11 protein-coding genes are annotated in these 12,508 nt (G+C 57.2%); 10 read left to right on the forward strand and 1 reads right to left on the reverse strand.

The genetic code is table 11. The annotated features are described in order from the left end of the window. Window positions 1–123: 123 nt before the first annotated feature. The 5 genes from mnmG (at window position 124) to RGU70_RS02765 (ending at window position 5,134) form a co-directional block, all read left to right on the forward strand. On the forward strand, window positions 124–2,031 hold the full coding sequence (mnmG, locus tag RGU70_RS02745) for a tRNA uridine-5-carboxymethylaminomethyl(34) synthesis enzyme MnmG (RefSeq protein WP_322207886.1): 1,908 nt from the start codon (window positions 124–126) through the stop codon (window positions 2,029–2,031). A gap of 29 nt (window positions 2,032–2,060) precedes the next feature. Continuing rightward, a complete protein-coding gene (rsmG, locus tag RGU70_RS02750) occupies window positions 2,061–2,750 on the forward strand; it encodes a 16S rRNA (guanine(527)-N(7))-methyltransferase RsmG (protein ID WP_322207887.1) in 690 nt (229 codons plus the stop codon). Then, window positions 2,747–3,331 carry a lipocalin family protein gene (locus tag RGU70_RS02755; RefSeq protein ID WP_322207888.1) on the forward strand — a complete coding sequence of 195 codons (585 nt, stop codon included), beginning with the start codon at window positions 2,747–2,749 and terminating at the stop codon, window positions 3,329–3,331. Before rsmG ends, RGU70_RS02755 begins: the two co-directional genes overlap by 4 nt. Window positions 3,332–3,457: 126 nt before the next feature. Further along, window positions 3,458–4,231 carry an AAA family ATPase gene (locus RGU70_RS02760; protein ID WP_322207889.1) on the forward strand — a complete coding sequence of 258 codons (774 nt, stop codon included), beginning with the start codon at window positions 3,458–3,460 and terminating at the stop codon, window positions 4,229–4,231. Between the two features lie 6 nt (window positions 4,232–4,237). Next, window positions 4,238–5,134 (forward strand): ParB/RepB/Spo0J family partition protein, encoded by an 897-nt coding sequence (locus RGU70_RS02765; protein ID WP_322207890.1) that lies wholly within the window; start codon window positions 4,238–4,240, stop codon window positions 5,132–5,134. A gap of 276 nt (window positions 5,135–5,410) precedes the next feature. On the opposite strand, the gene RGU70_RS02770 is transcribed toward RGU70_RS02765, so the two are convergent. Next, window positions 5,411–7,252: an ABC transporter ATP-binding protein gene (locus RGU70_RS02770; RefSeq protein ID WP_322207891.1), complete on the reverse strand. Its 1,842-nt coding sequence runs from the start codon at window positions 7,250–7,252 to the stop codon at window positions 5,411–5,413. A 346-nt stretch (window positions 7,253–7,598) separates the two neighbouring features. On the opposite strand from RGU70_RS02770, the gene RGU70_RS02775 reads away from it, so the two are divergent. The 5 genes from RGU70_RS02775 to lipA all read left to right on the forward strand — a co-directional run bounded on the left by RGU70_RS02775 (window position 7,599) and on the right by lipA (window position 12,475). Further along, the gene (locus RGU70_RS02775) at window positions 7,599–9,377 is read left to right on the forward strand and encodes an ABC transporter ATP-binding protein/permease (protein ID WP_322207892.1); all 1,779 of its coding nucleotides are present in this window, start codon (window positions 7,599–7,601) and stop codon (window positions 9,375–9,377) included. A gap of 163 nt (window positions 9,378–9,540) precedes the next feature. After that, a complete protein-coding gene (locus RGU70_RS02780; protein WP_322207893.1) occupies window positions 9,541–10,389 on the forward strand; it encodes a D-amino acid aminotransferase in 849 nt (282 codons plus the stop codon). A 90-nt stretch (window positions 10,390–10,479) separates the two neighbouring features. Then, window positions 10,480–10,791, forward strand: a complete 312-nt coding sequence (locus RGU70_RS02785; RefSeq protein WP_322207894.1) for a YbeD family protein — start codon at window positions 10,480–10,482, stop codon at window positions 10,789–10,791. A gap of 17 nt (window positions 10,792–10,808) precedes the next feature. Next, window positions 10,809–11,453 carry a lipoyl(octanoyl) transferase LipB gene (gene lipB, locus RGU70_RS02790; RefSeq protein ID WP_322207895.1) on the forward strand — a complete coding sequence of 215 codons (645 nt, stop codon included), beginning with the start codon at window positions 10,809–10,811 and terminating at the stop codon, window positions 11,451–11,453. 38 nt (window positions 11,454–11,491) lie between these two features. Further along, window positions 11,492–12,475, forward strand: coding sequence for a lipoyl synthase (gene lipA, locus RGU70_RS02795; RefSeq protein WP_322207896.1), 984 nt, complete (start codon window positions 11,492–11,494; stop codon window positions 12,473–12,475). The last annotated feature ends 33 nt before the right edge of the window (window positions 12,476–12,508 follow it).

Here is a 12,508-nt window from a genome sequence, read left to right on the forward strand (position 1 = left end):
CAAGAACCGGAAGGTTTGGCTGTTAGTGGTTTCACGTGAAACGCTCGGCGCAAGGCGAATGTCCGACGAGCGATCAAAAGGACTTATAATCTCGCCTCTGCTCATCCTTTCCGTACCCATTCCATGTTATTTCCTACTCAGTTCGATGTCATCGTAGTCGGCGGCGGTCACGCCGGAACGGAAGCCGCTCTGGCTTCCGCTCGTATGGGGCAGAAGACTTTGCTGCTCAGTCACAATATCGAAACCCTGGGGCAGATGTCATGCAATCCCTCAATTGGGGGGATTGGCAAGGGACATCTGGTGCGGGAAGTGGATGCAATGGGCGGGGCGATGGCGCTGGCGACCGACGAAGCTGGCATACAGTTCCGCATCTTGAATTCTTCGAAAGGCCCGGCCGTCCGTGCCACGCGCGCCCAGGCTGATCGCATTCTGTACAAGCAAGCAATCCGCTTCCGCCTGGAAAATCAACCTAACCTGTGGCTGTTCCAGCAAGCAGTCGATGATTTGATGGTGGAGGGCGATCGCGTTATTGGTGCGGTAACGCAAGTCGGGATTCGCTTTGCGGGCAGGGCGGTAGTGCTAACTGCCGGCACTTTCCTTGATGGCAAAATTCATGTCGGCCTGAATAACTATTCAGCAGGACGTGCGGGTGATCCCCCAGCCATCTCTTTATCTGCACGCTTGAAAGAATTGAAGCTGCCGCAGGGACGCTTGAAAACCGGGACGCCTCCGCGCATTGATGGGCGTAGCGTAGATTTTTCAGTGATGGAAGAGCAGCCCGGCGATCTTGATCCCATACCTGTTTTTTCAGTCATGGGGAATGCCGCCATGCATCCGCGGCAAATGCCATGCTGGATTACCCACACCAATGAGCGGACGCACGACATCGTCCGCGCCGGACTGGATCGCAGCCCGATGTATACCGGAGTCATCGAGGGCGTCGGGCCGCGTTATTGCCCATCGATAGAAGATAAGATCCACCGTTTTGCCGGCAAAGATTCGCACCAGATATTCATGGAGCCGGAAGGACTGACGACCAACGAGTATTACCCTAACGGCATCTCCACCAGTCTGCCATTCGATGTGCAGTTAGCGCTGGTACGGTCAATGCGCGGCTTGGAGCAGGCGCATATACTTCGCCCCGGCTATGCCATCGAATATGACTACTTTGATCCACGCGGATTAAAGGCATCGCTGGAAACGCGCCAGATTCAGGGCCTGTTTTTCGCAGGTCAGATCAATGGAACCACCGGTTACGAAGAAGCCGCAGCGCAAGGCATGCTGGCAGGACTCAACGCCGCGTTGCAAACGCAGCAACGCGATGCATGGACACCGCGCCGCGATCAGGCCTATCTGGGTGTGCTGGTCGATGATCTCATTACGCAAGGTGTGCAGGAGCCGTACCGGATGTTCACCAGCCGCGCTGAATACCGGCTTAGCTTGCGCGAAGATAACGCTGACATGCGTCTGACCGAAATCGGACGTGAACTGGGTTGCGTCGGCGATGCGCAGTGGGAGCAATTTGAGCGCAAGCGCGAATCGGTTGCCCTCGAACTGGAAAGACTCAAATCCACTTGGGTGAATCCGCGTACCCTGCCCGTAGCAGAAGCAGAGCGGGTTCTGGGTAAGCCCATCGAGCGTGAATATTCTTTGCTTGATCTGTTGCGCCGTCCGGATGTCAGCTACCAAAGTCTGATGAGCTTACGCGATGCAGAAGGACAGCCGATGGCCGGTCCCGGCGTTAGTGAAGACCATGTGCGCGAACAAGTAGAAATTCATGTCAAATACGCCGGCTACATCGACCGTCAGGCCAAGGAAATCGGTCGTCACGAGCACAACGAAACACTGAAGTTGCCGCTCGATCTGGATTACATGGAGGTCAGCTCACTGTCGATAGAAGTCCGGCAAAAACTGAATCAGCACAAACCCGAAACCTTGGGACAGGCCTCGCGCATTGCGGGCGTAACTCCGGCCGCCTTGTCCTTGCTGTTGGTGCATTTAAAAAAGGGCGACTTGCGGCAGCGCGCCTGAATTGTGCCGCCCCCTCTGATCAAGAACCCATGACAACGACAACTAGCAAACCACATTTCCCCCCCGCCACGGATGAAGCCCTGGCGCACACCTTGCGGGAGGGCGTGCAAGCACTCGGTCTGCAACTGAGCGAAGCGCAGCAAGCAAAGCTGCTTGCGTATCAGGCGCTGATGGCCAAATGGAACAAGGTCTACAACCTGACTGCCTTGCGCGAGCCAGCGCAAATGATGACGCACCACTTGCTCGATTCTCTGGCCGCAGTCAGTGCATTCGCCAATGCCCGTCAGGTGCTGGATGTGGGCGCAGGGGGTGGATTGCCGGGTATCGTCCTCGCTATCTGGGCAGAAGAGGCCTTTCCTGAGATGCACGTCTCGATGGTCGATGTGGTCCATAAAAAAACCGCGTTCTTAACGCAGGCCAAAGCAGAGTTGCACTTAGGCAATGTCAGTGTCTATACGGACCGGGTAGAAAACTTGCCTTTGAAGCAACATTTTGATGTCATCACCTCCCGCGCTTTTGCAGAGTTGCACGATTTCGTCGACTGGTCGCAACACCTGCTAGCCCCCGGAGGGCAGTTTATAGCCCTCAAAGGGCTACTGCCAGAGCAGGAAATGGATCGCCTGCCGGAGGGGTGGCAGGTGGCGCGTATTACGCCTCTGACCGTGCCTGGCTTGTCCGCATCACGGCATTTAATTTTCATCGAGAGAAAATCCGCATGAGTCTCCAACAATCTAAGATCAAAACAATGCGCGGGTTGCAAACCACCTTGCGTCGCAGCCTCTGCGCCCTGACTTCGGCTACATTGCTGCTAAGTACAGTGCAGGCACAAGAAGTGCAAACAGTCGGCACGGTGGATCTGCAGCGCTACGCAGGGACATGGTACGAAATTGCCAAATTTCCCAATCGCTTCCAGAAAAAATGTATCGCCAATACCCGGGCCGACTATGCCGCACAGGAAGATGGCCGTATCAGCGTGCTTAACCAATGTAAAGTGGCGGGCGGGGTGGTAGATCAAGTAAACGGTGTCGCACGTATCGTCGATACCAAAACCAATGCCAGGCTAAAAGTGCGATTCGCACCGGCATGGCTTTCATGGTTGCCGTTTGTCTGGGGCGATTATTGGATTATTGGGCTCACCCCCGATTATTCCGTCGCCACAGTGGGGTCGCCTGATCGGGATTATCTGTGGATATTGTCGCGTACGAAGAGCTTGTCGACCGCCGCCTACGATGCTGCCGTTGATAAGGCAACCCGGCAAGGATTCGATACTTCGAAACTGGAAAAATCCGTGCAGGAGTAGGCGGATGCCGACGTAATTTGCATCAGGCAGTCACAGAGCAGTAGAGGGGTAGTAGATGGGTAGTAGATGGATCAGAGCTTCTTAAAAAAACTTAAAGCGCCACAACGAACATTTCGAAAAGAAGCCATGGCAAAAATTTTCTGTATCGCGAATCAAAAGGGCGGCGTTGGCAAAACGACTACTGCGGTCAATCTGGCAGCGGCGTTGAGCCAGTTGCAGCAGCGGGTGCTGCTGGTCGATCTCGACCCGCAAGGCAATGCCACCATGGGTGCAGGAATCAACAAGGCGGAGCTGAAAGGCTCCATCTATGAAGTGCTGCTCGGCATGGCTGATATCGCCTCAGTGCGCCAGCGCTCGGAAGCGGGCGGCTTTGATGTGTTGCCGGCCAATCGCGAACTGGCCGGTGCGGAAGTCGAAATGGTCGAGCTGGACAACCGCGAGAAACGGCTCAAGGACGCCTTTGTACCCGTGATCGATGAATATGACTTCATCCTCATCGATTGCCCGCCAGCGCTCTCTATGCTGACCCTGAACGGCTTGTGCGCAGCGCATGGCGTGGTCATTCCAATGCAGTGCGAATATTACGCATTGGAAGGACTGTCGGATCTGGTCAACACCATCAAGAAAGTGCACGCCAAGCTGAACCCGGAACTGAAAGTCATCGGTCTGTTGCGCGTCATGTTCGACCCGCGCATGACCTTATCGCAGCAAGTCTCGGAGCAACTTGAAAAACACTTCGGCGACAAAGTATTCAAAACGGTTATCCCGCGCAATGTGCGGTTGGCCGAAGCCCCGTCCTACGGACTGCCGGGTGTTGTCTTTGATGCCGCCTCAAGAGGTGCGCAAGCCTACATCGCGTTCGGTGCCGAAATGGTCGAACGTATTAAAACTCTCTCGTAAAAGAACATGGCAACTAAAAAATCAAAAGGTCTCGGCCGCGGGCTGGACGCATTATTGGGCGGCGCGGATATTGTGGCGGATACGCCGGTTATCGCCGGTGCGCCCACGAACCTGTCAGTGGATGACCTGCAAGCCGGGAAGTATCAACCGCGCACTCGCATGGACGAAGGTGCGCTCAACGAGCTGGCCGCCTCGATCAAGGAGCAGGGCTTGCTGCAACCTATCCTGATCCGGCCGATTGTCGCCCGTGAAGGCCAGCCGCAATACGAAATCATCGCCGGCGAACGACGCTATCGCGCCGCCAAAATCGCCGGACTGACCGAAGTGCCGGTGCTGGTCAAGGATGTGGACGACCAGACCACCGCCGCTCTGGCGCTGATTGAAAACATGCAGCGCGAAGACCTCAATCCGCTGGAAGAAGCGCAGGGCATACAGCGACTGATCGGCGACTTTGATTTCACCCATGAGCGCGCTGCACTGGCAGTGGGCCGTTCCCGTAGCGCAGTGTCTAACTTGCTGCGCTTGCTGAATCTGACGCGTCCGGTGCAGACCATGCTGATGGCCGGCGATATCGACATGGGTCACGCCCGCGCTTTACTGGCCGTCGATGCTGCGAACCAGATCACGCTGGCCAACCAGATCGTCGCCAAACGGATGTCGGTGCGCGAAGCAGAAAAACTGGTGACGCGCGCCGGACTGGAGCAAGCCGCCGGCGGCAAATCACGTGACAACGGCAAGGACAAATCGCGCGACATCGTGCGATTGGAAGAGGAATTGTCGGATGTGTTGACGACGCAAGTTGTTATCAAAGCCAACGCCAAAAACAAAGGCCAGATCGTGATTCATTTCGATAATCTGGACGCGCTTGATGGCGTGATTTCCCGGTTGCGCGGGCCGCAGTAAGCCGGACGCTTCGGGCTTACTGTGCATGGATGCAGCTCTCGAGTCTTCGTGCAGAGCGGGTCGACCGGCGCAGCGCCGGATCCTTCGATACGGCGCGTTGCGCCTACTCAGGACGAACGGTAGGTAGTTGTTTAAGCTCCGTATGAATTAAGCTCCATATGAAGAAATTTGCTGGCGTTGCACTATCCACGAACCGTTCGTCCTGAGGAGGGATGAAATTCCGTATCGAAGGATCCGGCGGTCTGCACCGCCAACGCAGAGCAGGCCGCAATGGCCTTAAGCTTCTTCGCCCAAGAAACCGCCGCTCTGATGCGCCCACAAGCGCGCATACAACCCCTGTTTTTCCAGCAGCTCGTGGTGCGTACCCTCTTCGATAATACGACCCTCATCCAGCACCACCAGCCTGTCCATGGCCGCAATGGTCGACAGGCGATGCGCGATGGCCACTACCGTTTTCCCTTCCATCAAGGTGTACAGGCTGGCCTGAATCGCTGCTTCGACTTCGGAATCGAGCGCGCTGGTCGCTTCGTCCAGCAACAGGATGGGCGCATCCTTGAGCATCACGCGAGCGATGGCGATACGTTGTCGCTGACCGCCAGATAGCTTGACGCCGCGCTCACCCACATGCGCGTCGTAAGCACGCCGTCCATGCGCATCGCCGAGTTGCGCAATGAATCCGTGCGCCTCGGCGCGAGTGGCCGCTGCGATCATGTCGGCATCATCGGCGGCAGGACGGCCGTAAAGGATGTTGTCGCGCACCGAGCGGTGCAGTAGCGAGGTGTCCTGCGTCACCATGCCGATTTGCTCCCGCAGGCTGTCCTGAGCAACGTGGGCGATATCCTGGCCATCAATCAGCACCCGACCTTGCTCCACATCATAAAACCGCAGCAGCAAATTGACGATGGTCGACTTGCCCGCGCCGGAACGGCCGACCAGTCCGAGTTTTTCACCCGGACGTATGGTCAGGGACAAGTGATCAATGATCTGACGCGCATCCGCGCCGGTCGCGCCATAGGCGAAGCTGACATCGTCGAAACGCAATTCACCCTTCGTTACTTTCAGCGGTGGCGCATCGGCACGATCGGTGACGCGGTGCTGCTGGGAGAGCGTATTGATGCCATCCTGCACGGTGCCGATTTGTTCAAACAATGAAGTCATTTCCCACATCACCCAGTGCGCGATACCGTTCAGGCGCAAGGCCATGGCAATCGCGGCGGCCACCGCACCGACCCCCACGCGACCTTGCGTCCACAGCCATAAAGCCAGTCCGGCAGAACCCGTAATCAGCAGCATGTTCAGAATATGATTGACGACCTCAAAGCCGCTGACCATGCGCATCTGGCGATGCACCGTTTGCAGGAACTGCTGCATCGCGGTGCGGGAATAAGCGGCTTCGCGGCCGGCATGGGAAAACAGTTTGACCGTCGCAATATTGGTATAGGCATCGGTAATGCGGCCAGTCATCATGGAGCGCGCATCGGCTTGCAATTTGCCCACCTTGCCCAGACGCGGCACGAAGAATTTCAGCATTACCAAATACAACAGAGCCCAGATCGCGAACGGCAGCACCATCATCAGATCGAAGGCACCCAGCACGGCGCTCATGGTGATGAAATAAATCAGCACGAATACCAGAATGTCGGCAGCAATCATGCACACGTCGCGCACCGCCAGCGCGGTTTGCATCACCTTGGCCGCGACCCGGCCGGCAAATTCGTCCTGATAAAAATACATGCTCTGATTCAACATCAGACGATGAAAATTCCAGCGCAGCATCATCGGAAAATTGCCTGCCAGCGTCTGATGTTTGAGCAAGGTCTGCAACCAGACCAACAAGGGACTAGCAAGCAGTACCAATGCCAACGGGATCAGCGCGTGGCGCTCTTGCGTCCACAATTGGGCCGGTCCGATCGAACTCATCCAATCAACGATGCGACCCATCATGGCAAAGAGCAGCGCTTCGAACGCACCAATGACGGCGGTCAGTGCCGTCATTGCCGCAATCATGGGACGTGCGCCTCTCGTGCTGCTCCAGATGAATTGCAAAAATCCCGACGGAGGCGGCGTAGGCACGTCGGCAGGGAAGGGGGACAACAGACGCTCAAACCAGCCAAACATGGCACTCTCCGGGTAAATTAGAAATAACGCAAACGCAGCTGCCGTGGCTGCAACACCTTGCTGCGCTGTTTGCACTGCCTGCGGCGATGCGCCTGGTTAGCGGCGTTTTGCGCAATTCCTATAGATTTCAGACGCATTGGGTAAAATGGATGCGCCGGACTGGCGAATTCTAGAGCAGTTTTGTTTTGTCTGCGCCGTAGCCGCCGGTCATCCCCTTTTAGCAACTTTTGATAACGCTACTGGCAGGGCAATTAAGGGTGGCGTTTCTTTGCGCTGCCCTGATTTTGTTCTGCCGTTGCCGGTGACACGGCATCAGATAGCCCTATTTAGAAAACACTCCATTTTCATGAATCCACAAGTAGACCGAGCGGAACATACCAAGCTGCGCGCCATCTGGCGATTGATCAAACCCTACTGGACATCCGAGGAAAAATGGACGGCCTGGGGCCTTCTCGCCATCATCATTGGTCTGGCGCTGGGGATGGTCTACATCAATGTCGAGATTAACCAATGGAATCGCGATATTTACGATGCCTTGCAGAATCACGACTTCGTCTCGTTCAAGACACTGCTGTGGCGCTTTAGTTATCTCGCGGTCATTTTCATTTGTATTTACATCTCTCGTGTCTATCTGGTGCAGGCCCTGCAAATTCGCTGGCGCGCCTGGATGAGCGGGCGCTACATGGAAAAATGGCTGGCGCACCGCGCCTACTACCGGATCGAAGACCAGCACAGCGCCGACAATCCTGACCAACGTATCGCGGAAGATTTACGCAGTCTGACCTCCGATACGATCAGTCTGGTGCTGGGCTTCATTTCCAGCACCGTCACGCTGGTCTCCTTCGTCGGCATTTTGTGGGCGATCAGCGGGCCGCTGGCCTTCGCATTGGGCGGCCGCGACTGGGTATTGCCGGGCTACATGGTCTGGTTTGCGCTGGGGTATGCCTTCATTGGTTCCTGGCTGATCTGGTGGATCGGCCGGCCTCTGGTGAGGCAAGGCGTGACGCAGGAACGGTTCGAAGCCAACTTCCGTTTCGGCCTGATCCGCGTGCGCGAACATGCGGAAGCCATTGCCTTTTACCGGGGCGAATCGCAAGAGCAGGCCGAGCTAGGCAAGCGCTTCGAGGATATTCGTAAAAACTGGTGGACCATCATGCGGACCACCAAATGGCTCAATATTGCATCCAGTTTTTATGGCCAGTTCGCCAATATTTTCCCCATGCTGGTGAGCGCGCCGCGCTATTTTTCCAGCGCCATCACGCTTGGCGCGCTGATGCAAATCAGCAGCGCGTTCGGACAGGTGCAGGACGCCTTGTCCTGGTTCATCAATGCCTTTTCAACATTGGCAAGCTGGAAAGCCAGTATCAATCGTCTGGCCGGTTTTAATCAGGCGGTGGAGCTAGCCGAGCAACTGGCGCAGCAACCGACTATCCATGTCGAGCGTAACAATGTCGGGGCGATTCTGATCGATGGACTGTCCCTGAGCCTGCCGCCTGCAGCGGACGGGTCAGATGCGCTGCTGATTGCCGACATAACTGCGCAAATACATGGCGGCCAAAAAATTCTGGTCAGCGGCCCCTCCGGTTGCGGCAAATCGACCTTGTTCCGCGCACTGGCTGGCATCTGGGCTTACGGTGCTGGCGATGTACAGATTCCGGTCCAGGCCAAGTTGCTGTTTTTGCCGCAACGCAGTTATCTGCCCATAGGCAGCCTGCGCACGGCAATTTCCTATCCGGCCGCATCCGGGACTTATACCGATCTGGCGATCCGGCATTACCTCGACCTGTGCGGCTTGCCAGAACTGCAAGAGCAACTCGATGCGTCGCGCGACTGGAGTCGTGTGCTCTCGCCCGGCGAACAGCAAAAACTGGCGTTTGCCCGCATCTTCCTGACCCGCCCCGATTACCTGTTCCTCGATGAAGCCAGCAGTGCGATGGATGGTGAAACCGAGGAGGCCGTGTATCGACTGCTGCAACAGGAATTGCCGGACACCGCCGTGATCAGCATCGCCCATCGCGAAACGCTGGCGCGCTTCCATCAGACGCGCTGGCATTTCACTGCGACGGCAGGCGGCGTGCAGAAGACCGCCTCGGCAAAATGCCGGTTGGTTGTCAGCACTTTATAAGCAGAAAAAAGAGACAAGGGCAAAACAGGCGCGTCCATTGATGTGCTATATCAGCAAAAAAGAATGCGTCGCCCGTTCCCGGTGACGCATTCTTTTTTTGCATAACGCGCAGCAGTGGTCTGTGTGAGAATGCCTTCTCTCCTCCTTCTTATCGGATCACACCATGCAAGACCCCATCGTCTATCTGAACGGCGCACTGACGCCGCTTTCCGAAGCCCGCATTCCGGTGCTCGACCGCGGCTTCATTTTCGGTGATGGCGTGTACGACGTGATCCCGCTATACCGACGCATTCCCTTCCGTGGCGCGCACCACCTGGCGCGCTTGTTCCGCAGCATGGCGGCTATCGGCATCGCCAATCCCTACGATGCGCCGCAATGGCAGGCGCTGATCGATAGCGTGGTCGAGGCCAACAGCTACGACGATCAGATGGTGTACCTGCACGTCACGCGTGGCGTGGCCAAGCGCGCCCATGCTTTTCCGGCAGACACGCAGCCGACCATCTTCATCATGACCAACCCCATGAAATTGCCGTCCGCCCAGATGTTGAAAGACGGCGTGGCCTGTATTGCCATCGAAGACCAGCGCTGGCTGCACTGTGAAATCAAGGCGATTTCTCTGCTCGGCAACGTCCTGGCAGCACAATGCGCGGCTGAAAACGATGTGACCGAGGCGATCCAGTTCCGTGACGGATTCCTGAGCGAAGCCTCAGCGTCGAATGTCTGGATCGCCAAGGATGGCGTGCTGTCAGCGCCGCCCAGAGATAACCTGATTCTGGAAGGCATCCGCTATGCCTTGGTCGAGGAGTTGTGTGCCGCGCAGACTATTCCGTTTCAGGCGCGCCGCATCATCCGGGCAGAAGTGTTTGATGCCGACGAAGTCATGCTGACTTCTGCCAGCAAGGAAATTCTGCCGGTCGTGCGCATCGACGGCAAGCTGATCGGCCAAGGCGTGCCTGGCCCCCTGTTCAGCAAACTGTATGCGGCCTATCAGGCGGCTAAAGCAGCGCTCTGAGTCCCGCTTGCCTGACGACAGGCGCTGCGGGAGCAGGGCGGGGCAGCATGGCGTAAAATGGGGCATCCCCATTCACACCTGCCTGCTGCCATGACCGAACCTAGCGTTAGCGCCGCGCCTGCCGCTGCGACCGTCCCGGAATCTCTGGACTTCCTGATCGATTACCCGAGTGACTTCCCCATCAAAGTGATGGGCTTGCAGCACGACGCCTTTGTCGAGACCATCCTGCAACTGGTGCAGCAGCACGACCCGGAGTTTCACGGCGGAAAAATCGAACACCGACCCTCCAGCAAGGGCACCTACCTTTCCCTGACCGTGACGGTGGTCGCCACCAGCCGTGAGCAACTCGATAACCTGTACCGCGCCCTGTCCTCGCACGACATGGTCAAGTACGTCCTTTAACCGGGACCCGAGCGCGCATGCGCATTCCCCCCGAAATCATTGACCGCGGCGTCGAGGATTACCAAACCAGTTTCGACGCCATGCGCCGTTTCACCGAGACGCGCGATGTCGATACGCCCGACCAGTTGTGGCTGGTCACGCATCCCCCGGTGTACACCTTGGGGCTGGCAGCCGATCCGGCGCATATCCTCGACGCTGGCAACACGCCTGTGGTGCAGACCGATCGCGGCGGCGAAGTGACGTATCACGGCCCAGGGCAAGCCATTATTTATCTGCTTATGGACCTGCGACGCGATCAGCCCGGCGCGCGCCTTTTTGCGCGGGAATTCGTCCAGAAAATCGAGCAAGCCGTCATCGCCACACTGGCGGCGTATAATCTTTCGGGTCAGCGCAAGCCCGGCGCGCCGGGCATTTACGTCACCGAAGGTGCGTGGCAAGGGGCAAAAATCGCCGCGCTGGGCCTCAAGATTCGCGGTAACGGCCGCACGTATCACGGCGTATCGCTCAACGTCGACATGGACCTGACGCCGTTTGACCGCATCAATCCTTGCGGCTACGCCGGTCTGGTCACTGTCGACATGAAAACGCTGGGCAGCAACGCCGCCTTGCCCGACGTGCAACGCCTGCTGGCGCACCAGCTGCTTGCACACTTCACTCACTGAATATTCCCGTACGAGCCAAGCGCTCCACCAATCACACCATGACCACAGAAAACACTCCCGTCGCCGCACCATTGCGCAATCCCTCCGACAAGCAAAAGGGTGCCGGCAAAACCGCCTGGATCCCGATCAAGATCGTCGCTGCCGAAAAGCTGAAAAAGCCGGACTGGATTCGCGTCAAGGCCGGGTCGCCCAGCACCCGCTTCTACGAAATCAAAGACATCCTGCGCGCCAACAAGCTGGTGACGGTGTGCGAAGAAGCGTCCTGCCCCAACATCGGCGAATGCTTCGGCAAGGGCACAGCCACCTTCATGATCATGGGCGACAAATGCACCCGGCGCTGCCCGTTCTGCGACGTCGGCCACGGTCGGCCCGATCCGCTCGACGCCGACGAACCGGAAAATCTGGCACGCACTATCGCCGAGTTGAAACTGAGCTACGTCGTCATCACCAGCGTTGATCGCGACGATCTGCGCGATGGCGGCGCAGGCCACTTTGCCGCCTGTATCCAGCGTGTGCGTGAATTGTCGCCCGCCACCCGTATCGAAATTCTCACCCCCGACTTCCGCGGCCGCATGGATCGCGCGCTGGAAATCCTGAAGATGGCCCCGCCGGACGTCATGAACCACAATCTCGAAACCGCACCGCGCCTGTACAAGGAAGCGCGTCCCGGTTCCGACTATGAATACTCGCTGAACCTGCTCAAGCGCTTCAAGGAACTGCACCCGACCACGCCGACCAAATCCGGCATCATGGTTGGCCTCGGTGAAACCGATGAAGAAGTTTTGCAAGTCATGCGCGATATGCGCGCCCACAACGTCGATATGCTGACCATTGGCCAGTACCTGTCACCGAGCGGCGACCACTTGCCAGTACGTCGTTACGTCCACCCCGACACCTTCAAGATGTACGAAGAAGAAGCCTACAAAATGGGTTTTGTGCATGCGGCAGTCGGCGCGATGGTGCGTAGTTCTTACCACGCAGATGAGCAGGCGCATGGCGTGGTAGCGGGTGTGAAATTGTGAAGTAAATGAGAATTTTTCTAAGTTGGTGAGATT

Origin of the sequence: Herbaspirillum sp. RTI4, from assembly GCF_034313965.1 — a bacterium.
In the GTDB taxonomy this organism is placed as follows: domain Bacteria; phylum Pseudomonadota; class Gammaproteobacteria; order Burkholderiales; family Burkholderiaceae_D; genus Herbaspirillum.

Bases quoted from the DNA above. Each gene is read 5' to 3' on its own strand.
- RGU70_RS02770 (WP_322207891.1), bottom strand. From the start codon at position 7,252: ATGTTTGGCTGGTTTGAGCGTCTGTTGTCCCCCTTCCCTGCCGACGTG.
- RGU70_RS02755 (WP_322207888.1), top strand. From the start codon at position 2,747: ATGAGTCTCCAACAATCTAAGATCAAAACAATGCGCGGGTTGCAAACC.
- RGU70_RS02780 (WP_322207893.1), top strand. From the start codon at position 9,541: ATGCAAGACCCCATCGTCTATCTGAACGGCGCACTGACGCCGCTTTCC.
- RGU70_RS02765 (WP_322207890.1), top strand. From the start codon at position 4,238: ATGGCAACTAAAAAATCAAAAGGTCTCGGCCGCGGGCTGGACGCATTA.
- mnmG (WP_322207886.1), top strand. From the start codon at position 124: ATGTTATTTCCTACTCAGTTCGATGTCATCGTAGTCGGCGGCGGTCAC.
- RGU70_RS02785 (WP_322207894.1), top strand. From the start codon at position 10,480: ATGACCGAACCTAGCGTTAGCGCCGCGCCTGCCGCTGCGACCGTCCCG.
- lipB (WP_322207895.1), top strand. From the start codon at position 10,809: ATGCGCATTCCCCCCGAAATCATTGACCGCGGCGTCGAGGATTACCAA.
- RGU70_RS02760 (WP_322207889.1), top strand. From the start codon at position 3,458: ATGGCAAAAATTTTCTGTATCGCGAATCAAAAGGGCGGCGTTGGCAAA.
- lipA (WP_322207896.1), top strand. From the start codon at position 11,492: ATGACCACAGAAAACACTCCCGTCGCCGCACCATTGCGCAATCCCTCC.
- RGU70_RS02775 (WP_322207892.1), top strand. From the start codon at position 7,599: ATGAATCCACAAGTAGACCGAGCGGAACATACCAAGCTGCGCGCCATC.
- rsmG (WP_322207887.1), top strand. From the start codon at position 2,061: ATGACAACGACAACTAGCAAACCACATTTCCCCCCCGCCACGGATGAA.